Raw genomic sequence first — 21634 nt, forward strand, 5'->3', positions numbered from 1 at the left:
GGGATCGATCAGCCGGGAGAGATCATCTTCTCCGGCCGCACCACCTCGTCGAACTCTTCATTGGTCACGTAGCCGCCGCCCACGGCCTCCTCGCGCAGGGTCGTGCCCTTCTTGTGCGCGGTCTTGGCGATCTTGGCGGCGTTGTCGTAGCCGATCTTCGGGGCGAGCGCGGTGACCAGCATCAGCGAGCGCTCCAGCGCCGCCTTGATGTTGTCCTCGCGGGCCTCGATGCCGACCACGCAATTGTCGGTGAAGCTGATGGCCGCGTCGGACATCAGGCGCACAGACTGGAGGAAGTTGTAGGCCATCACCGGATTGTAGACGTTGAGCTCGAAATGGCCCTGGCTGCCGGCGAAGGTGAGCGCGGCGTTGTTGCCGAAGATCTGCACGCAGACCTGGGTCAGCGCCTCGCACTGGGTGGGGTTCACCTTGCCCGGCATGATGGAGGAGCCGGGCTCGTTCTCGGGCAGCGACAGCTCGCCGAGGCCGGAGCGCGGGCCGGAGCCGAGCAGGCGGATATCGTTGGCGATCTTGAACAGTGAGGCCGCCACCGTGTTGATGGCGCTGTGCGAGAACACCATGGCGTCATGGGCGGCGAGCGCCTCGAACTTGTTCGGCGCCGAGGTGAAGGGCAGGCCGGTGATGCCGGCGATCTTCTCCGCCACCTTCTCGGCGAAGCCGACCGGGGCGTTGAGGCCGGTGCCCACGGCGGTGCCGCCCTGCGCCAGCTCCATGAGCGCCGGCAGCGTCATCTCGATGCGCTTGATGCCATTCTCGACCTGCTGGGTGTAGCCGGAGAACTCCTGACCCAGCGTGAGGGGCGTCGCATCCTGGGTGTGGGTGCGGCCGATCTTGATGATGCCCTTCCACTCGGCCGACTTGGCGGCGAGCGCCCCGTGCAGGTGCTTCAGCGCCGGCAGCAGGCGGTGGACGATCTCCTCCGCGCAGGCGATGTGCATGGCGGTGGGGTAGGTGTCGTTGGACGACTGGCTCATATTGACGTGATCGTTGGGATGCACGGGCTTCTTGGAGCCCATCTCCCCGCCGAGCATTTCGATGGCCCGGTTCGAGATCACCTCATTGGCGTTCATGTTGGACTGGGTGCCGGAGCCGGTCTGCCAGACGGCCAGCGGAAAGTGGGCGTCGAGCTTGCCCTCGATCACTTCCTGGGCGGCGGCGACGATGGTCTCGGCGAGCTTGGGATCGAGGCGGCCGAGATCGCGGTTCACTTCCGCGGCGGCACGCTTGACGATGCCGAGGGCGCGCACCACCGGCAGCGGCTGCTTCTCCCAGCCGATCTTGAAGTTGCCGAGCGAGCGCTGCGCCTGTGCGCCCCAGTAGCGATCGGATTCAACCTCGATGGGACCGAATGTGTCGGTCTCTGTGCGGGTGGTCATGGCGGGCCTTTCCTTAAGACGCGGGCGGGCGGGTCCTTAGCACAGCTCACGCCCGCTGGGGGAGGCGCAGGGCTACCCTAAAATAGTTCCAGAGAGGTATCGGAGGGATGTTACCTCCTTGGAATTTAGCCATATCTTGACTGTGCTCAATGAGGTAAAATTCCTCGGCGGGCTAAGTGGCCTGACGCGTGACGCCGGCCGTACAGAAGATCATCTGCCGTCGGCGCGGAGGAATCCGACGGCAAGGTGAGGCAAGCGTTGGGCGACGTGGTCAATCTTCACCGGGCGCGCAAGGCGAGGGCCCGTCAGGCGGCTGATGCGGCAGCCAGCCAAAATCGGATCCGATTCGGTCGGACCAAGGCTGAGCGTCAGCAACAAGCGGACGAGCACGCGCGACAAGAGCGCCACCTTGAGGGCCACGCCCTGACCGAGAGGGATGAACATGAAAAGCCCCGTGGTTAAAAGATCCATCGTCATCGCCGGGCACAAGACCAGCGTCAGTCTCGAGGATGCCTTCTGGGAGGCTCTGAAGGAGATTGCGAGCGGCCGCCGGCTTACCCTGTCCGATCTCGTGGCGACCATCGATTCCGGCCGGTCGCAGGGGAATCTCTCCTCCGCCATCCGCCTGTTCGTGCTCGACCATTATCGCGGCGCGGCCACGCAGGCGCGCGCCCAGGCCGCAGGAGAACGTCTCCAGGTCGCCAGCCCTCCCGTTGCGTAAGCGCGAGGTCAACCTTATCTGCGCACTGAGCTGACCGCGCACCGCGTTGAAAGGCGGTGCGCGGTTTCCTATAACCACCTGGCCCGGCGGGGCAGGCCTGACGCGGCGTGCCACGTCCCGGTCCTTCCCGCCGAACGGGTTTGCCCGGCAGATGCGCTCCCCAGCGGAGTCGTCTGCCCCGGGCGACCCGCTGCGGGCGGCGTGCTAGCGTGCGGCCAGTCCGCATCCGCGCCGGTGGCAGGATCAGCGACGCGGGTGCCGGTGGCGGCACCGCCCACGGGAGACGACGGATGTCGTGGAAGAATCAGAGTGGCGGCCCATGGGGTAATGGGCCGCGGGGTCCCTGGGGTTCGGGACCCTCTTCATCGGGACCGACGCCGCCAGACCTTGAAGACCTGATCCGCCGCAGCCAGGACCGCCTGCGCTCCATCATGCCCGGATCTTTCGGGATCAATGGCATCATCCTCGTCATCGCGCTCGTGGTGGCCGGCTGGTTCCTCTCCGGCTTCTATCGCGTGCTCCCCGACGAGCAGGGCGTGGTGCTGCGGTTCGGCAAGTTCGTCGGCATCACCCAGCCGGGCCTGAACTATCACTGGCCCTATCCCATCGAGACCGTGCTCACGCCCAAGGTGACGTTCGTCAACCGCATCGATATCGGCATGCGGGTGAGCGAGGACACGCGCCGCAACGGCACCCGGACCACCGACGTGGCCGAGGAGAGCCTGATGCTCACCGGCGACGAGAACATCGTCGACGTGGACTTCTCGGTGTTCTGGGTCATCAACAACGCCGAGGAATACCTCTTCAACGTGCAGAATCCCGAGGGCACCATCAAGGCCGTGGCCGAAAGCGCCATGCGCGAGGTCATCGGCCGCACCAACATCCAGCCCATCCTCACCGGCGCCCGGCAGAACATCGAGACCGGCGTGCAGGAGCTGATGCAGCAGGTGCTCAACGGCTACAAGGCCGGCGTGCAGGTCACCCAGGTGCAGATGCAGAAGGTCGATCCGCCCAGCCTCGTCATCGACGCCTTCCGCGACGTGCAGGCCGCCCGCGCCGACGCCGAGCGTGCCCAGAACGAAGCGCAGACCTACGCCAACCGCGTGCTGCCGGAAGCCCGAGGCGAAGCCTCCCGCATCGAGAATGCGGCCCAGGCCTATCGCGAGCGGACCGTGGTGGAGGCCCGCGGCCAGGCGGCCCGCTTCCTCAAGGTGTTCGACGAGTACAAGAAGGCGAAGGAGGTCACGCGCCAGCGCATGTACCTCGAAACCATGGAGCGCGTGCTCGGCAGCGTGGACAAGGTGCTGGTCGATCCCTCCGCTGCCCGCCAGGGCGGTGGCGGCGTCGTGCCCGTCCTGCCTCTGACCGATACGTCCCGCCGCGCCCCGGCGCCGGCCACGCAGCCCCAGGGAGCCGCCCGATGAGAAATCCGGTCCTCGGCGGCGTCATCGCCGTCCTCGGCGTCATCGCCCTCGTCCTCGTCTACTCGTCGGCCTACATCGTCAGCCAGACCCAGCAGGCGCTGGTGCTGCGCCTGGGCGATCCGCTGGCGCCCGTGACCACGCCCGGACTGCACTGGAAGGTGCCGTTCATCGACAGCGTGGTCTATATCGACAACCGCATCCTCGACCTGGAAAACCCCCAGCAGGAAGTGATCGCGGCGGACCAGAAGCGCCTCGTGGTGGACGCCTTCGCGCGCTACCGCATCACCAACCCGCTGCGCTTCTACCAGTCGGTGGGCACGGTGCAGGGCGCCAATTCCCGCCTCTCCACGGTGCTCAACTCGGCCCTGCGCCGGGTGCTCGGCGAGAACACCTTCACCAGCGTGCTGCGTGACCAGCGCGAAGCGCTGATGCGGCAGATCGGCGAGCAGGTGAACCGCGAGGCGGCGAACTTCGGCATCACCGTGGTGGATGTCCGCATCCGCCGCGCCGACCTGCCGGAGGCCAACAGCCAGGCCGTGTTCCAGCGCATGCAGACCGAGCGCCAGCGGGAAGCCGCCGAAATCCGCGCCCAGGGCAACGAAGCGGCCCAGCGCCTGCGCGCCCGCGCCGACCGCGAGGTCACCATCGTGGTGGCGGAGGCGAACTCCAAGGGCGAGCAACTGCGCGGCGAGGGCGATGCGGAGCGAAACCGCATCTTCGCCGACGCCTACCAGCGCGACCCGGACTTCTTCGCCTTCTACCGCTCCATGCAGGCCTATGAGGCGAGCATGAAGTCGTCCGACACCCGCATGGTGCTGGCGCCGGATTCGAACTTCTTCCGCTTCTTCCAGAACCCGACGGGAGTGCCCGCGGCAGGCGCCCCCGTCGCCGTGCCCGCGGCCGGCAACTGACCGGCCCGGCAGGCGGCATGAAGGACCTCCTGGCCGCCCTCGGCCTCATGCTGGCCATCGAGGGCCTGTGCCTCGCCGCCTTCCCGGCGGCGTGGCGCAAGGCCATGCGGGCGGTCCTCCACGCCCCGGAAACCCCCATGCGCCTCGCCGGCCTTGGCGTCGGCGCCCTGGGGGTGCTGGTGGTGTTCCTGGTGCGGAGCTTCTGACGACGGGGCCTTCCGGCCCCGTTTTCTCATCGATCCATCCGAGTCATCGCCCGGCTTGTCCGGGCGATCCACTTTCGGGCCGCAGGTGCGGATGTGTCCGCTTGCCGGGAGCCCTCACTCGGCGCGGTGGATCCCCCGCACAAGCCGGGGGATGACAAAAGGTAAGGAACGCGGACGCGCGGCAACTGAGCGGGAAACGACCAGGGGCGGCATGGCGGTCCCTGTCGCTTGCGGGCGGTGATGAGATTGCCGCAATCGTCCCCGAGGGTGCCCCCTCCCCTGCCCGCCGGATCGTGAGCATCGCGGGGCTTGCGCCCGGCGCGCTGGCGTCGCAGCCTCAGGGGATGATCTCGAGGACAGCCATGCCTGCACCGTTCGTGCCTTCCCGTCTCCCCTCCGGCCGCTCCCGGCTGCCCGCGCTGCTCCTGGCGGCAGTGGTCGCCTTCGGCGGCATCGGCAGCGCGCCGCTTCATGCCGCGCCCGGCAAGGGGCCGGACACGGTGGCGGACGTGGCCGAGAAGGTGATGGACGCGGTGGTGAATATCTCCACCTCGCAGAACGTCGCCCCCTCCCGCTCGGTGCCCGCGCCGCAACTGCCGCCCGGCTCGCCCTACGAGGACTTCTTCGACGAATTCTTCAAGCGCCGCCCGGAGGATGGCAGTGAACAGCGCTCGCGTCGCGTCTCCTCGCTGGGCTCCGGCTTCGTCATCGACCCCACGGGCTTCATCGTCACCAACAACCACGTCATCTCGGACGCCGACGAGATCTTCGCCAATTTCAACGACGGCTCGAAGCTGAAGGCCGAGGTGATCGGCCGCGATACCAAGACCGACCTTGCCCTGCTGAAGGTCAACCCGGCTAAGCCCCTCGTGGCGGTGAAATTCGGTGACAGCGAGAAGCTGCGCGTGGGCGACTGGGTGATGGCCATCGGCAACCCGTTCGGCCTCGGCGGCACGCTCACGGTGGGCGTCGTCTCTGCCCGCAACCGCGACATCAATTCCGGCCCCTACGACAACTTCATCCAGACCGACGCGGCCATCAACCGGGGCAATTCCGGCGGCCCGCTGTTCAACATGGAAGGCGAGGTGATCGGCATCAACACCGCCATCATCTCTCCCTCGGGCGGCTCCATCGGCATCGGCTTCGCCGTGCCCTCGGCCACCGCCCAGCCGGTGATCGCCCAGATCGAGCAGTTCAAGGAGGTGCGTCGCGGCTGGATCGGCGTGCGCATCCAGCCCGTCACTGAGGACATCGCCGAGAGCCTCGGCCTCGGCAAGCCCCGCGGCGCGCTCATCGGCGTGGTCACGGAGAACAGCCCGGCCGCCCAGGGCGGCATCAAGGCCGGCGACGTAATCGTCAAGTTCAACGGCCGCGACATCAAGGAAGTGCGCGACCTCACCCGCACGGTGGCCGACACCATGGCCGACAGCGAAGTGGAGGTGGTGGTCATCCGCAAGGGCAAGGAAGAGACCCTGCGCGTCAAGGTCGCCCGCATGCCCGAGGACGACAAGCCGGAGGGCTCCAAGCCCGCCCCCGAGGCGCAGAAGGTGCCGCCCCGGAAGGCGCTCGGCATCGAGCTGTCCGCCATGAGCGACGATCTGCGCAAGCGCTACAAGATCAAGAGCGAGATTTCCGGCGTCGTCATCACCGACGTGGACCGCTCCTCGCCCGCCTCCGACAAGGGGCTGAAGGCGGGGCAGGTGATCGTGCAGGTGGGCCAGGAGGCGGTGGCGAGCCCCGCCGACGTGGAGAAGCAGATCGATGCCCTGCGCAAGGCCGGCAAGCGCTCCGCTCTGTTCCTCGTCTCCGATGGCGAGGGCAAGCAGGAGTTCGTGACGGTGCCGCTGAACTAAAGGCTGCCCTCTTTATCCCGACCAATGGTCATGCCCGGGACATGCCCGGGCATCAGAACGTGTCCCTAGTCCCTGCGTCCCCTCACGCCACCGCCCCCTTGAGCCGCCCCTCGGCCCGCGCCCGGCCCATGAGCGGCAGCAGAGCGGCGAGTTCCGGCCCGGTCTCGCGGCCGGTCAGCGCCAGGCGCAGGGGGTGGAACAGGCCACGGCCGGAGCGCCCCGTCGCGGCCTTCACCGCGCCCGTCCACGCCTTCCAGGTGCCCCCATCCCATGGCTCGGCCGGCAACAGGCCGGCGGCCTCGGAGAGGAAGGCGCGGTCGGCGTCCGCGATGACGCCCGCCTGCGGCGTGGCGACGATCTCCCACCAGCCACTCGCATCCTCGAACCGGGCGAGGTTCGCCCGCACCGCCAGCCAGAACGCCTCTCCGCCCTCGATGCCCGCCGCCTGAAGCCGCGCCGCGGCGGCGGAGAAGGGCATGATGTGCAGGGTGCGGGCGGTGAGCGCGTCGAGGTCCGCCGGATCGAAGCGGGCCGGCGCGCGGGAGATGGCGGAGAGGTCCACCATCGCCGCCAACGCATCGAGGCTGTCCACCGGCTCCACCGCATGGGAGGTGCCCACCAGCACCGAGAGCGCGGCCACCGCCAGCGCCTCCTGTCCCGCCTCGCGCAGCGCCGAAAGGGAGAGATGGCCGAGCCGCTTGGAGAGGCCCTCACCGGAGGGAAGGGTGAGCAGATTGTGGTGGGCGAAGCCGGGCACCGGACCGCCCAGCGCCTCGAAGATCTCGATCTGCACCGCCGTGTTGGTCACGTGGTCCTCGCCACGGATGACCTGCGTCACCCCCAGCGCCAGATCGTCCACCACCGAGGGCAAGGTGTAGAGGAAGCTGCCGTCGGCACGCACCAGCACCGGGTCCGAGAGGGTGGCCGTATCCACCTGCTGCGGCCCGCGCACGCCGTCGTCCCACGCCACCACGCGATGGTCCAGCCGGAACCGCCAGTGCGGACGGCGGCCCTCGGCCTCGAGCCGGGCACGGTCCTGCGGAGTGAGCGCGAGGGCGGCACGGTCATAGACTGGCGGCAGGCCGCGGGCGCGCTGGAGGCCGCGCTTGAGGTCCAGCTCCTCCTCGGTCTCGTAGGCGGGATAGAGCCGGCCCATGGCCTTCAGGCGCTCCGCCGCCGCCTCATAGTCCGCGATCCGGTCCGACTGGCGCACGGTGACATCCGGCGCGATGCCGAGCCATGCGAGGTCGGCGGCGGTGGCATCGGCATATTCGACGCGGGAGCGGGCGGCGTCCGTGTCGTCAAAGCGCAGGATGAAGGTGCCGCCGGCGCGGCGGGCGATCAGCGCATTGAGGAGCGCGGTGCGGGCGTTGCCCACATGGATCAGGCCGGTGGGCGACGGGGCGAAGCGCAGCACGGGCGCGGGATTTCGCAGGGGAGCGGACATGGTGTGCCCATAACCCGCCTCGGGCCGCGCGTCGATGGGCGGGGCCCTGAAAGCAGAGAGCCCGGCGTTGCGGCCGGGCTCTCCTTTTCGTTCAGCGCGGTTGCGGGCAGTCCGGGCCCTGGCACCGGTTGCCGCCGCCACCACCCTGCGGCTGCTGCCGCTGCTGGGGTTGCTGCTGTTGTTGCTGCGGCTGGCGCTGCTGTTGCTGCTGGATCAGCTGCTGGCGCTGCTGCTGGTACTGCTGACGCTGCTGCTGCATCTCCTGCTGGCGCTGCTGGTTCATCTGGTGGATCTGCTGCTGTTGCTGCTGACGCTGCTGCTGCATCTCCTGCTGGCGCTGCTGGATTTGTTGCTGCTGTTGCTGCTTCATCTGCTGTTGCTGCTGCTGACGCTGCTGGATCTGCTCCTGCTGGCGCTGCTGCATCTGCTGTTGCTGCTGCTGACGCTGCTGGATCTGCTCCTGCTGTTGCTGGCGCAGCTGCTGTTGCTGCTGCTGGCGCTGCTGGTTCAGCTCCTGCTGCTGCTGGCGCAACTGCTGCTGGCGCTCGGCCGGCGACGGCTGCCCCGGACGCGCGCCCGGCTGGCCGGGCTGACCGGGTTGCCCCGGCTGGCCCTGACCCGGAGGCATGCCGGGCTGGCCCGGACGAACGCCGGGTTGACCAGGCTGGCCCTGACCGGGAGGCACGCCGGGCTGGCCCGGACGAACGCCGGGCTGACCAGGCTGGCCCTGACCGGGAGGCACGCCGGGCTGACCCGGACGAACGCCGGGCTGACCGGGCTGGCCCTGTCCCGGAGGCACGCCGGGCTGGCCCGGACGAACGCCGGGCTGACCAGGCTGCACCTGACCCGGACCACCGGGCTGGCCGGGAGCTCCCGGATTGCCAGGACCACCGGGACCACCGGGCTGGCCGGGACCACCCGGACCACCAGGGCCGCCCGGATGACCGGGACCGCCAGGACCACCGGGCTGGCCGGGGCCACCCGGATAGCCGGGACCACCCGGACCACCGGGGCCGCCCGGATGACCGGGGCCGCCAGGACCGCCAGGCTGGCCGGGGCCACCCGGATAGCCGGGACCACCTGGACCACCGGGACCGCCCGGATGACCGGGACCGCCAGGACCACCGGGCTGGCCGGGGCCACCCGGATAGCCGGGACCACCAGGGCCGCCCGGATAACCGGGACCACCGGGCTGGCCGGGACCACCCGGATAACCGGGACCACCGGGGCCACCCGGTCCACCGGGATAGCCGGGATAGCCGGGACGGCCGGGCGGATAGCCGGGGCTGCCGGGATAGCCGGGCTGGCCCCAGTTGGGCGGCGGACGCGGGGCATCCGGCGGGGGCCTCATGCCGGGAGGCGGCACATAACCGGTGCGCCACCAGCCGGGCGGACGCGGGCCGGGAGGGGGCGGGCCCCAGCCGGGACGCGGCCGCGGGTTATAGCCCTCCCAGCGGTAGCGATCCGCGTACCAGGGCTGGTTCACATAGATCGGCCGGTTGACGTAATAGGTGTTCCAATACTGCGAGGCCGCGAAGGCCACCACCGGCACGCCGACAGCCGCGAGGCCCCAGTCCGGCAGCACCGCGGTGCGGCCCTGCTGCTCGTAGCCGATGTATTCGCTGTACACCCAGCCGCGGAAATCCTGCCAGATGACGTCGCACCACGACTCATCCTGGAGGCAGCCTTCCACCTCGATGGGCGAGCCGTCGGGAATGACGCCGAGGCTGGGGAATTCCGTATCCGGCCCCGTCCGGATGTTGACGTTTGCCGTGGAGAAGGCCGGCGCGGCCTGCGCCGATACGATCCCCGCCATGGCCAACCCGGCTACCCAGCCGGTCAGCTTCAGCACCCTCATGGACCACTCCCATGCGACTCGCATTGAGCCGATGAGGATACTTTAAACCCGCCCTCATGGCGTTTCGTGTGCGCAGGCGCGGCGTTTCATGAGCGCCGCCGCGGCCGAATTGCGTCAGGAGATGGTGAACGGGACGATATCGCGCACGTTCTCGTCGATGCGGATGTCGCGGTCGAGAGGCGGAAAGGCCCGCAGATCGCAGTCGCGGCGCGGGCAGATGCGGCAGGAGACGCCGAGCTTCGCCACCGGCGCCGCCTTCAGGTCCAGCCCGTCCGCATAGACGATGTCATGGGCGAAGGAGACCTCGCAGCCGAGCCCGAAGGCAAAGGCCCGCGCCGGCTGGCCGTGGCGCAGCGCCGGGCTCGACACCGCGCGGGCCAGGCAGATGTAGCGGGCGCCATCCGGCATCTCGCCCACCTGCACCAGAGTGCGCCCGGCCACCTCGAACGCCTCATGCACGTTCCACGCCGCGCAGGCGCCGCCATGGCGGGCGAACTGGAAGCGCGTCGCCGAGTGGCGCTTGGTGATGTTGCCGGCCCGGTCCACCTTGGCGAAATAGAAGGGCACGCCCTTCGCCCCCGGCCGCTGGAGCGTGGAGAGGCGGTGGCAGACCTGCTCCAGGCTCGCCCCGGTCTCCAGCGCCATGCGGTCGAGATCGTGTCGCAGGCGGCGGGCGAGTTCGAGGAAGCGGCGGTAAGGAAGTATCAACGCACCTGCGAAATAGTTCTGCAGCGCGAGCCGGCAGATCTCCGCCGCCGTCTGGCTGCGGAACGCGCCGGAGGCGACCGTGTGCTCCACCAGCGCCCCATGCTCCAGCTGGGCCATGGTGACGGCCATGCGGAAGGCGCGGGTCGCCGCCGGCAGCACGCCGGAGAGCACGAGCCGCCGGGCCCGCGGGTCGTAGCGGGAGAGGGGGGCATCCGGGTCCGCCGGACCGATCTCCACCTGCACCTGATGGCGCCGGGCGAGATGGGCGGCAATGGCCGCGCCGGGCTCCGCCCCCTCCATGATGGAAAGTGACGCTGCGGCATTTTCCGCTGCGCGATCAAGTCCATCCACGTAATTGTCAATGTAATGGAAGAAGTCGCGGACCTCTTCGTAGGGGATCAGCTTCGCCTCGTCCGCGCCCGGCGTGACGCCGGCCGTGATCATGTCGTCGAGGGAGGCGCGCCACTCCGCCGTGCGCCGCAGCGCGACATGCATCCGCAGGAAGGCGTGGGCGAAGGCGGGCGAGAGGTTCGCCACCGCCTTCATGTCCTGCAGGCCGAGGTCGAGATCCTTGAACAGCGGGTCCGCCGCCGTCTCCCGCAGGTCGGCGACCAGACGGTCGAGGTCTTCGGCGCCGAAGGAGGTGATGTCCACCGCGAAGGTGCGCGAGATGGCGATGAGCACGGAGGCCGTGAGCGGGCGCTGGTTGCTCTCGATCTGGTTGATGTAGGAGGGCGAGACAGCGAGGCGCTGGGCGAGTTCGCCCTGCTTGAGGCCCAGCTTCTCGCGCAGCCGGCGCACCGCATGGCCGGCGAACACCTTCTGGCGCATCACGCCTCCCAACGCTCGGAATGGTATTTAGACGCACCCAACCTAACGTCCTGTACCGCCAGAGCTTCGAGTTCCGGATTGTGAATGATTTACAATTCGCATTGTCAATTTTTCACATATTCCACTGCGCCGCAACTCCTGTTAGCCGAACTGCGACACACTTGCGGGGGCCAGATGCGCCACGTGCCGGAAAGCTCTGGCTCGGCCGCTGGAACCCGCTAGTCTCAACTCTACCTCTGGCCCCACTGAAAGGCGCCCGGCATGAAGGACATCCTTGAGGAGCTCGAGAGCCGGCGGGGTGTCGCCCGCCTTGGCGGTGGCATCAAGCGCATCGAGGCGCAGCATGCGCGCGGCAAGCTCACTGCCCGCGAGCGCATCAGCCTGCTGCTCGATCGCGGCACGTTCGAGGAATACGACACCTTCGTGCAGCATCGCTGTGTCGATTTCGGCATGGAAGACCAGAAGATCCCCGGCGACGGCGTCGTCACCGGCTGGGGCACCGTCAACGGCCGCAAGGTCTTCATCTTCGCCAAGGACTTCACGGTGTTCGGCGGCTCCCTCTCCGAGGAGCATGCGCGCAAGATCACCAAGATCCAGGACATGGCGCTGAAGACCCGCGCCCCAATCATCGGCCTGTTCGACGCCGGCGGCGCGCGCATCCAGGAAGGCGTCGCGGCGCTCGGGGGTTACGGCGAAGTCTTCAAGCGGAATGTCCTGTCTTCGGGCGTCATTCCGCAGATCTCGCTCATCATGGGGCCGTGCGCGGGCGGCGATGTCTACTCCCCCGCCATGACTGATTTCATCTTCATGGTGCGCGACACCTCCTACATGTTCGTCACCGGTCCGGACGTGGTGAAGACGGTGACCAACGAGACCGTCACCGCCGAGGAGCTGGGCGGCGCCAAGGTGCACACCTCCAAGTCCTCGGTGGCCGACGGCTCGTTCGAGAACGACGTTGAGATGCTGCTGGAGACCCGGCGCCTCATCGACTTCCTGCCCGCCAACAACATCGAGGGCGTGCCCGAGTGGCCCTCCTTCGACGATCCGGGCCGCATCGACGCCAGCCTCGACACCCTGGTGCCGGACAATCCGAACAAGCCCTACGACATGAAGGAGCTGATCCTGAAGGTCGTGGACGAGGGCGACTTCTTCGAGATCCAGGCGGCCTACGCCAAGAACATCCTCACCGGCTTCGGCCGCATCGAGGGGCGCACGGTGGGCTTCGTTGCCAACCAGCCCATGGTGCTCGCCGGCGTGCTCGACTCGGACGCCTCCCGCAAGGCGGCCCGCTTCGTGCGCTTCTGCGACGCCTTCGAGATCCCGATCGTCACCTTCGTGGACGTGCCCGGCTTCCTGCCCGGCACCGCGCAGGAGTACGGCGGCCTCATCAAGCACGGCGCCAAGCTGCTGTTCGCCTATTCCCAGGCGACCGTGCCGCTCGTCACCGTCATCACCCGCAAGGCCTTCGGCGGCGCCTATGACGTGATGGCCTCCAAGCATGTGGGCGCGGACGTGAACTATGCCTGGCCTACCGCCCAGATCGCGGTGATGGGCGCCAAGGGCGCGGTGGAGATCATCTTCCGCCAGGACATGGGCGACCCGGACAAGATCGCCGCCCAGACCAAGAATTACGAAGAGCGCTTCCTCTCGCCCTTCGTCGCCGCCGAGCGGGGCTTCATCGACGAGGTCATCACGCCGCGCTCCACCCGCCGCCGCCTTGCCCGGGCGCTCGCCATGCTCCGCACCAAGAAGCTGGAGCAGCCCCCGCGCAAGCACGACAACATGCCGGTGTGAGCGGGCGGCGAGAAGGCCGCCTGCGAGTTGAAACTGGGAACCTGAAGCTGGGCGTCTGAAGCCGCCGACCGTTCTTGAACCGCCGTCATGCCCCGGCTCGTCCGGGGCATCCACCCATCCGCCGGATCGGGTGTTGGGGTGGATCCCCCGGACAAGCCGGGGGATGACGGCAAGGGAACACGGGTGTCGCGCGCAGGCACTGGAACAGGGAACCCGACCCGAGCTTATTCGCGCCGCTGGCGCAAAGGAACGAACGCCATGTTCTCGAAGATCCTGATCGCGAACCGGGGTGAGATCGCCTGCCGCGTCATCAAGACGGCGCGCAAGATGGGCATCAAGACGGTTGCCGTCTATTCGGATGCCGACAAAGACGCCCTCCATGTGGAGATGGCGGACGAGGCGGTGCATATCGGCCCGCCGCAGGCCGCCCAGTCCTACCTCATCGCCGAGAAGATCGTGGAGGCCTGCAAGAAGACCGGGGCCGAGGCGGTGCATCCCGGCTACGGCTTCCTCTCCGAGCGCGCCTCCTTCCCCAAGCTCCTCGCCGAGCACGGCATCGTCTTCATCGGCCCGAATCCCCATGCCATCGAGGCCATGGGCGACAAGATCGAGTCCAAGAAGGCGGCCGCCGCGGCCAACGTCTCCACCGTGCCCGGCTATCTCGGTGAGATCGCCTCCGGCGCAGAGGCGGCGAAGATCGCCGACGAGATCGGCTATCCGGTGATGATCAAGGCCTCCGCCGGCGGCGGCGGCAAGGGCATGCGCATCGCCTATTCCCGTGACGAGGTGCAGGACGGCTTCGACCGCGCCCGCTCGGAGGCCAAGTCCTCCTTCGGCGACGACCGCGTGTTCGTGGAGAAGTTCATCGTCGATCCGCGCCACATCGAGATCCAGGTGCTGGGCGACAAGCACGGCAACGTCATCTATCTCGGCGAGCGCGAGTGCTCCATCCAGCGCCGCAACCAGAAGGTCGTCGAGGAAGCCCCCTCCCCGCTGCTCGATGAAGCCACCCGCAAGAAGATGGGCGAGCAGGCCGTCGCCCTCGCCAAGGCGGTGGGCTACGACAGCGCCGGCACGGTGGAGTTCGTCGCCGGGCAGGACAAGAGCTTCTTCTTCCTGGAGATGAACACCCGCCTGCAGGTGGAGCATCCCGTCACCGAGCTGATCACCGGCATCGACCTCGTGGAGCAGATGATCCGCGTCGCCGCCGGCGAGCCGCTCTCCATCACCCAGGACGACGTGAAGCTCACCGGCTGGGCGGTGGAAAGCCGCATCTATGCGGAAGACCCCTACCGCAACTTCCTGCCCTCCACCGGCCGCCTCGTGCGCTACCGGCCCCCGGCGGAAGGCAAGGACGGCCCGATCACCGTGCGCAACGACACGGGCGTCTATGAGGGCGGCGAGATCTCCATCTTCTACGATCCGATGATCGCGAAGCTCGTCACCCACGCCCCCACCCGCGCCATCGCCATCGAGGCGCAGGCGGATGCGCTGGACGCCTTCGCCATCGACGGCATCGGCCACAACATCCCCTTCCTCTCGGCGCTGATGTCCCATCCGCGCTGGCAGTCGGGCAACCTCTCCACCGGCTTCATCGCCGAGGAGTATCCCGAAGGCTTCGTTGCCCGCGCCCCCGAGGGCGAGCTGACGCACACGCTCTCCGCCGTGGCGGCGGTGATCGACCACATCCAGAACACCCGCAAGCGCCAGATCTCCGGCCAGACCTCCGGCGTGACGTGGCGCTTCGCCAAGCGCCGCATCGTCAACCTCTCGGCCGGCGAGGCGACCATCTCCACCCCGTGCGAGGTCGAGGCCGTGGACGGCGGCTTCAAGGTGCAGATCTTCGAGGCGGACGGCACGCCCGGCCACATCCACCTGCTGCGCTCCACCTGGAAGCCCGGCGACGTGGTGTGGACCGGCACCATCGATGCCGACCAGGTGGCGGTGCAGGTGCGCCCCATCCCGAACGGCTACGTGCTCGCCCATCGCGGCATCTCCACCAAGGCGCAGGTCTATACCGAGCTGTCCGCCTCGCTGGCGGCGCTGATGCCGAAGAAGGAGAATGCGGGCGGCGGCAAGGAGCTGCTCTGCCCCATGCCCGGCCTCGTGGTCTCCATCGCCGTGGTGCCCGGCCAGGAGGTGAAGAACGGCGAGATCCTCGCCATCGTCGAAGCCATGAAGATGGAGAACGTGCTGCGCGCCGAGCGCGACGGCATGGTCAAGGCCGTCCACGCCAAGGCGGGCGACAGCCTCGCGGTGGATGCGGTGATCCTGGAATTCGCGTGATGCTTGCGGCGCGACATCTCTTCACCACGCTCCTCCCCTCTCCCCTTGCGGGAGAGGGGCCGGGGGTGAGGGGGGTGCCTTGCCGCATTCCGGATGCAGGGACGAACGGCGCCACACCCCTCACCCCAACCCTCTCCCGCAAGGGGAGAGGGAGTCCGTTCGGTTTGGTTTGGCCGGAGCGCGAGGGTGGCCTCGCGCCCCGTCATGTGAAAATGTCCGGCACACCCGCCCCCTCCCCGTCCCTCCCGCTCAAGCGGGAACGGGCGCCTGCCGGAGCCTATTGAATGCGCCTCCTCTCCCACCTCCTCAGCCGCTTCGTGGAAAAGGGCCAGCTCACGGTCATCACGGCCGATGGCCAGCGCTACGTGTTCGGCTCGGGCAAGGACGGCCCGTCCGTCACGGTGCGGATGCACGACAAGAAGCTGGAGCGCGACCTGTTCTTCAATCCGGAGCTGGTGGCGGCGGAGGCCTATATGGACGGCCGCCTCTCCTTCGAGGACGGGGCCGGCGCGTTCGAGCTGCTCAATCTCTTCTCGGTGAACCGCAAGGGCCTCGGCTCCCATCCGGTGCAGCAGGCGCTGCGCAAGGCGTGGCGCTCGGTGCGGCGGTTCCAGCAGGCGAACCCCGTCGGCAAGGCGAAGGAGAACGTCTCCTCCCACTACGACCACCCGGCGGATTTCTACCGGCTGTGGCTGGACGAGACGATGGCGTATTCCTGCGCCTACTTCACCCATCCCGACGAGCCGCTGGCTGATGCCCAGCGCAACAAGTTCCGCCACATCGCGGCGAAGCTGAACATCTCCCCCGGCATGCGGGTGGCGGAGATCGGTTCCGGCTGGGGCGGGCTCGCCATCTACATGGCGAAGGAATGCGGCGCGCAGGTCACCGCCATCAACGTCTCGCCCGAGCAGCTGGCCGAGAGCCGGCGCCTCGCCGAGGCCGCGGGGGTGGCAGGCTCCATCGACTTCCGCGAGGTGGACTACCGCAACCTCACCGGCAAGTATGACCGCGTGGTCTCCATCGGCATGATGGAGCATGTGGGCGTCGCCCATTTCGACGAATATTTCACCACCATCCGCAACCTGCTGGACACGGGCGGCTTCGCGCTGATCCACGCCATCGGCCGCATGTCGCCCCCCGGCACCACGGCGCCCTTCATCCGCAAGTACATCTTCCCCGGCGGCTATGTGCCGGCGCTCTCCGAGGTGTTCGCCTCCACCGAGCGCACCCACCTTTGGGTGGACGACTGCGAGGTGCTGCGGCTGCATTACTACTGGACCATCCGCGCCTGGCGGCGGAACTTCATGGCCCGCCGCGCGGAAGCCGACGCCATGATGGGCGAGCGCTTCGGCCGCATGTGGGAATTCTACCTCGCCGCCGTGGAGCTGGGCTTCCTGCACGGCTCCAACATGGTGTTCCAGCTCCTCCTCTCCGAGAAGCGCGACGACGTGCCGGTGATCCGCGACTACATCGTGGATGCCGAGCGCGCGCTGGCGGCACGGGAGGGGCGGTGATGGGCAAGGCGGGAGCAAGCGCCGCCCTTTGCCTCCCCTCGCCCCTCGCGGGAGAGGGGCTGGGGGTGAGCGGGCCTAGGCGTCTCCGCCCCGCATTTCCGTCCAACGTCGAACACCCCCTCACCCCAGCCCTCTCCCGCGAGGGGAGAGGGGGCGCAAACGATGATGACTGCGCTCTCCGAATTGTTTGTCCGGCGACACGCCCCACTGGCGCCTCCCCTTCCCTCCCGAGGTCCTGACATGACCGACGCCACCGCCCTCCCCTTCGCAACCGACATCGCTCCCGTCACCCGCGCGGACTGGCTGAAGCTGGTGGAAGGCGTGCTGAAGGGCGCGCCCTATGACAAGCGGCTGGTGACGCGCACCTATGAGGGTCTGGCGCTCGATGCCCTGCCGGAGCGCAAGGCGGATGCGCCCATCGTGGCCGGCCGGCCGGCTGGCGCGCCCTGGGTCATCTCCATGCGGGTGGACCAGCCGGATGCGGCCGAAGCCAATGCGCAGGCGCTGGAAGACCTAGACGGCGGCGCCTCGGGCCTCGCCCTCGTCTTCGCTGCCTCCCCCTCGGCCCACGGCTTCGGACTGCCGGAGGGCACGGACCTCGCCGTCGTGCTGAAGGACGTGCTGCTCGACCTCATCGACGTGCGCATCGAGAGCGGCGCCTTCCAGGGCCGCGAGGACGCCCTCGCCTTCGCCGATCTCGTGGAGGCGCGCGGCTTCAAGCCGGAGGGTCTCTCCGTCTCCTTCGGCCTCGATCCCCTGAGCGATTTCGCCGCCCACGGCACCCTGCCCATGGCGTGGCCGCTGCTGGCCAAGCGCTTCGCCGAGACCTCGGCCATCCTCGCCGCCCGCGGCTTTGCCGGCCCCTTCGCCCGCGCCGATGGCGGCATCTATCACGCGGCCGGCGCCTCGGATGCGCAGGAGCTGGCGGCCGTGCTCGCCACCATGGTCGCGTACCTCAAGGCCTATGCCGAAGCCGGCATACCGTTGGAGGAGGCCGCCGGCCGCATCGAGGCCGCCCTCGTCGCGGACGTGAACCAGACCGCCACCATCGCCAAGTTCCGCGCCATCCGCCTGCTCTGGGCCGCCGTGCTGCGCGAGTGCGGCCTGCCGGAAAAGCCGCTGAAGCTGCACGGCACCACCGCGTGGCGTTCCCTCACCCGCCGCGATCCTTACGTGAACCTGCTGCGCAACACGGTCGCTGCCTTCGCCGCCGGCGTCGGCGGGGCGGACAGCGTCACGGTGCTGCCCTTCACCCAGGCGCTGGGCCTGCCGGATGCCTTCGCCCGTCGCCTCTCCCGCAACACCCAGGTGATGCTGCTGGAGGAGAGCAACGTCCACCGCGTGGCCGACCCCGCCGCCGGCGCCGGCGCCATGGAGGCGCATACGGACGGCCTCGCGGCCAAGGCGTGGGATCTCTTCCGCACCATCGAGAAGCGCGGCGGCATGGCCGACGTGCTGGAAGATCGCTGGTTCAAGGCCGAGATCGCCGAGGTGAAGGCCAAGCGCGACGCAGACGTCGCCACCCGCAAGGCCCCCATCACCGGCACGTCCGAATTCCCCATCCTGGTGCAGGAGGTGCCGGAGGTTCTGGCGCCCCTCTCGCCCACCCCCGCCCCGGTGGCGGACGGGGCGCTCGCCCCCTACCGCATCGCCGAGGCCTTCGAGGCCCTGCGCGATGCCGCCGAGGCCGCGCCCAAGGCGCCGGTGGCCTTCCTCGCGACCCTCGGCCCGGTGGCCGCCTTCACCGCCCGCGCCACCTTCGCCAAGAACTTCTTCGAGGCCGGCGGCATTGCCGCGCCGGTGCCGGACGGCTTCGCCGACCTCGATGCGCTCGTCGCCGCCTTCAAGGCGTCCGGCACGCCCTTCGCCTGCCTCGTCTCCTCCGATGAGGTGTACGGCGCCGAGGGCGCGGCGGCGGCCGAGGCGCTGAAGACCGCCGGCGCCACCGCCGTCTGGCTTGCCGGCAAGCCCGCCGCCGAGCTTCAGGCGACGCTCGCGGGCGTCGGCGTCACCGACTTCATCTTCGCCGGCTGCGATGCGCTGGAGACTTTCGCTCGCGCTCAGGTTGCGGCGGGCATACAATGAGGCCATTGGCATTCATCCCCTTAGGGCAGGGACGCAATGACACTAGCCTTGAACCTCAGATTCGATCTGGCTCGGCTCAGCGACGCCGAGCTGGCGGCGCGATGCGACGCCATCTGGGCCGACATGGAAGAGCTGGAGCGCGATGGGGGGCCTATCCGCACCTCGCCACGCTGGCGCGGCCCGGTGCGGCACCCGCGCGCCTATCTGTTCTGGGCCATGGTGCGGCAGAGCAGTGCGTCCGAACTCGAAATCCTGCTCTCCGCCTTTGCCGCCAACGCCTCGCTGGCGGACGTGGTGTCCCGCATGCCGCGCATCCGGCTGCATCTGGCGCTGTGCGAAATGCAGGACATTCTGGACGAAATGAAATCCCGGACCCCGTCGCCGCTCCGGCCCGCGCCGTCGCGACCCGAGTCCATTTGAGCTAGGATGGATGCCATGAGCCGGATCCCCAATTTCGCCGAGATCGACTGGCGCGCCGCCGCCCCCGCCGTCCCCTCCGCCGCGGCGGAGGCCTGGACGACGCCCGAGGGCATTCCGGTGAAGCCGCTCTACGGCCCGGCGGACATCGAGGGCCTCGGCTACATCGATACCTATCCCGGCATCGCGCCCTTCCTGCGCGGGCCCTATGCGCCCATGTATGCCACCCAGCCCTGGACGATCCGCCAATATGCGGGCTTCTCCACGGCGGAGGATTCCAACGCCTTCTACCGGCGCAACCTCGCCGCCGGCCAGAAGGGCCTGTCGGTGGCCTTCGACCTCGCCACCCATCGCGGCTATGACTCGGATCACCCCCGCGTCGCCGGCGACGTGGGCATGGCGGGCGTCGCCATCGACAGCATCTACGACATGCGCACCCTGTTCTCCGGCATCCCGCTGGACCAGATGAGCGTGTCCATGACCATGAACGGCGCGGTGCTGCCGATCCTGGCGCTCTATGTGGTGGCGGCGGAAGAACAGGGGGTGGCGGCCTCCAAGCTTTCGGGCACCATCCAGAACGACATCCTCAAAGAATTCATGGTGCGGAACACCTATATCTATCCGCCCGCACCCTCCATGCGCATCATCTCGGACATCTTCGCCTTCACCTCGAAGGAGATGCCGCGCTTCAACTCCATCTCCATTTCCGGCTACCACATGCAGGAAGCCGGAGCGACGCAGGACCTGGAGCTGGCTTACACGCTGGCGGACGGCGTGGAATATGGCCGCGCCGGTGCCGCCGCGGGCCTGCCCATCGATGTGTTCGCGCCGCGCCTGTCCTTCTTCTGGGCCATCGGCATGAACTTCTACATGGAGGTGGCCAAGCTGCGTGCCGCCCGCCTCCTGTGGACGCGCCTGATGACCGACCTCGGGGCCAAGAACCCCAAGTCCCTGCCCCTGCGCACCCATTCCCAGACCTCCGGCTGGTCGCTCACCGCGCAGGACGTGTTCAACAACGTGATGCGCACGGCCATCGAGGCCATGGCGGCCACCCAGGGTCAGACCCAGTCGCTGCACACCAACGCGCTCGACGAGGCGCTGGCGCTGCCCACGGACTTCAGCGCCCGCATCGCCCGCAACACCCAGATCCTGCTCCAGCAGGAGAGCGGCACCACCCGGCAGATCGATTTGTGGGGCGGCTCCTATTTCGTGGAGAAGCTCACCGCCGATCTCGCCGCCAAGGCGTGGGCGCACATCCAGGAAGTTGAGGCGCTGGGCGGCATGGCCAAGGCCATCGAGGCCGGCATTCCGAAGCTGCGCATCGAGGAGGCCGCCGCCACCACCCAGGCCCGCATCGACGGCGGCGCCCAGACCGTGGTGGGCGTCAACAAGTTCAAGCCGCAGAAAGACCGCCTGATCGACGTGCTCAAGGTGGAGAACGCCACGGTCCGCGCCGCGCAGATCGAGAAGCTGAACCGCCTCAAGGCCGAGCGGAACCCCGCCGAAGTGGCCGCGAAGCTGGAAGCCCTCACCAACGGCGCCGCCGGCAACGGCAACCTCTTGGCGCTGGCCATCGAGGCGGCGCGCGCCAAGGCCACCGTGGGCGAGATTTCCGACGCGCTGGAGAAGGTGTTCGGCCGCCACCGCGCCGAAATCCGCGCCATCTCCGGCGTCTACAAGCGCGAGGCTTCCGCCATGACGGACAAGGTGGGCAAGGTGCAGAAGCTGGTGGAAGCCTTCGAGCACGCCGAAGGCCGCCGCCCGCGCATCCTCGTCGCCAAGGTGGGCCAGGACGGCCACGACCGCGGCCAGAAGGTCATCGCCTCCGCCTTCGCCGACCTCGGCTTCGACGTGGATATCGGCCCCCTCTTCGCCACCCCCGAGGAAGCCGCACGGCAGGCGGTGGAGAACGACGTGCACGTCGTCGGCATCTCCTCGCTGGCCGCCGGCCACCTCACCCTCGTGCCGGCGCTGAAGGCCGCGCTGGAGGCGGAAGGGCGCGGCGACATCATGGTGGTGGTGGGCGGCGTCGTGCCCCCGCAGGACTATGAGGCGCTGAAGGCCTTCGGCGCCGAAGCCATATTCCCGCCCGGCACCGTCATCGCCGACGCTGCCAAGGAACTGCTCGGCACCCTCTCCCACCGGCTGGGGCATAACCTCGAAGCGGCCGAGTGAACGGAGA

General features: G+C 68.7%; 16 protein-coding genes. 12 read left to right on the forward strand and 4 right to left on the reverse strand.

Annotation, left to right across the window (positions count from 1 at the left end):
• Positions 1-8: 8 nt before the first annotated feature.
• A complete protein-coding gene (gene fumC / locus D7006_RS15355; protein WP_237353641.1) occupies positions 9-1397 on the reverse strand; it encodes a class II fumarate hydratase in 1389 nt (462 codons plus the stop codon).
• Positions 1398-1664: 267 nt separating this feature from the next.
• On the opposite strand from fumC, the gene D7006_RS15360 reads away from it, so the two are divergent.
• The 6 genes from D7006_RS15360 (at position 1665) to D7006_RS15385 (ending at position 6512) form a co-directional block, all read left to right on the forward strand.
• Positions 1665-1859 (forward strand): DUF4169 family protein, encoded by a 195-nt coding sequence (locus tag D7006_RS15360; protein WP_229647000.1) that lies wholly within the window; start codon positions 1665-1667, stop codon positions 1857-1859.
• Positions 1840-2118 (forward strand): ribbon-helix-helix domain-containing protein, encoded by a 279-nt coding sequence (locus D7006_RS15365; protein ID WP_169122770.1) that lies wholly within the window; start codon positions 1840-1842, stop codon positions 2116-2118. Before D7006_RS15360 ends, D7006_RS15365 begins: the two co-directional genes overlap by 20 nt.
• A 290-nt stretch (positions 2119-2408) precedes the next feature.
• A complete protein-coding gene (hflK, locus tag D7006_RS15370) occupies positions 2409-3542 on the forward strand; it encodes an FtsH protease activity modulator HflK (RefSeq protein WP_169122771.1) in 1134 nt (377 codons plus the stop codon).
• Positions 3539-4453, forward strand: coding sequence for a protease modulator HflC (gene hflC / locus D7006_RS15375; RefSeq protein ID WP_237353642.1), 915 nt, complete (start codon positions 3539-3541; stop codon positions 4451-4453). Before hflK ends, hflC begins: the two co-directional genes overlap by 4 nt.
• A gap of 17 nt (positions 4454-4470) precedes the next feature.
• On the forward strand, positions 4471-4659 hold the full coding sequence (locus D7006_RS15380) for a DUF2065 domain-containing protein (RefSeq protein WP_169122773.1): 189 nt from the start codon (positions 4471-4473) through the stop codon (positions 4657-4659).
• Between the two features lie 362 nt (positions 4660-5021).
• Positions 5022-6512 (forward strand): DegQ family serine endoprotease, encoded by a 1491-nt coding sequence (locus D7006_RS15385; protein WP_237353643.1) that lies wholly within the window; start codon positions 5022-5024, stop codon positions 6510-6512.
• Positions 6513-6594: 82 nt separating this feature from the next.
• Here the strand turns inward: D7006_RS15385 and D7006_RS15390 are convergent, their stop codons facing one another.
• The 3 genes from D7006_RS15390 to D7006_RS15400 form a co-directional block, all read right to left on the reverse strand.
• The gene (locus D7006_RS15390) at positions 6595-7959 is read right to left on the reverse strand and encodes a glutamate--tRNA ligase (RefSeq protein ID WP_237353644.1); all 1365 of its coding nucleotides are present in this window, start codon (positions 7957-7959) and stop codon (positions 6595-6597) included.
• A 91-nt stretch (positions 7960-8050) separates the two neighbouring features.
• Positions 8051-9817, reverse strand: coding sequence for an SH3 domain-containing protein (locus D7006_RS15395; RefSeq protein ID WP_237353645.1), 1767 nt, complete (start codon positions 9815-9817; stop codon positions 8051-8053).
• Between the two features lie 114 nt (positions 9818-9931).
• A complete protein-coding gene (locus D7006_RS15400; RefSeq protein ID WP_169122777.1) occupies positions 9932-11356 on the reverse strand; it encodes a short-chain fatty acyl-CoA regulator family protein in 1425 nt (474 codons plus the stop codon).
• 261 nt (positions 11357-11617) lie between these two features.
• On the opposite strand from D7006_RS15400, the gene D7006_RS15405 reads away from it, so the two are divergent.
• From D7006_RS15405 to scpA, 6 genes are all read left to right on the forward strand, one after another.
• Positions 11618-13150, forward strand: a complete 1533-nt coding sequence (locus D7006_RS15405) for an acyl-CoA carboxylase subunit beta (RefSeq protein ID WP_237353646.1) — start codon at positions 11618-11620, stop codon at positions 13148-13150.
• Positions 13151-13408: 258 nt separating this feature from the next.
• On the forward strand, positions 13409-15436 hold the full coding sequence (locus D7006_RS15410) for an acetyl/propionyl/methylcrotonyl-CoA carboxylase subunit alpha (protein ID WP_169122779.1): 2028 nt from the start codon (positions 13409-13411) through the stop codon (positions 15434-15436).
• A 284-nt stretch (positions 15437-15720) separates the two neighbouring features.
• Positions 15721-16950 carry a cyclopropane-fatty-acyl-phospholipid synthase family protein gene (locus tag D7006_RS15415; RefSeq protein ID WP_237353647.1) on the forward strand — a complete coding sequence of 410 codons (1230 nt, stop codon included), beginning with the start codon at positions 15721-15723 and terminating at the stop codon, positions 16948-16950.
• A 240-nt stretch (positions 16951-17190) separates the two neighbouring features.
• Positions 17191-19035 (forward strand): methylmalonyl-CoA mutase subunit beta, encoded by a 1845-nt coding sequence (locus D7006_RS15420; protein ID WP_237353648.1) that lies wholly within the window; start codon positions 17191-17193, stop codon positions 19033-19035.
• Positions 19036-19071: 36 nt separating this feature from the next.
• Positions 19072-19455, forward strand: coding sequence for a hypothetical protein (locus D7006_RS15425; protein ID WP_237353649.1), 384 nt, complete (start codon positions 19072-19074; stop codon positions 19453-19455).
• 15 nt (positions 19456-19470) lie between these two features.
• A complete protein-coding gene (scpA, locus tag D7006_RS15430) occupies positions 19471-21627 on the forward strand; it encodes a methylmalonyl-CoA mutase (protein ID WP_169122783.1) in 2157 nt (718 codons plus the stop codon).
• The last annotated feature ends 7 nt before the right edge of the window (positions 21628-21634 follow it).

The organism is Xanthobacter sp. YC-JY1 (assembly GCF_021730305.1).
Lineage (GTDB): Bacteria > Pseudomonadota > Alphaproteobacteria > Rhizobiales > Xanthobacteraceae > Xanthobacter > Xanthobacter flavus.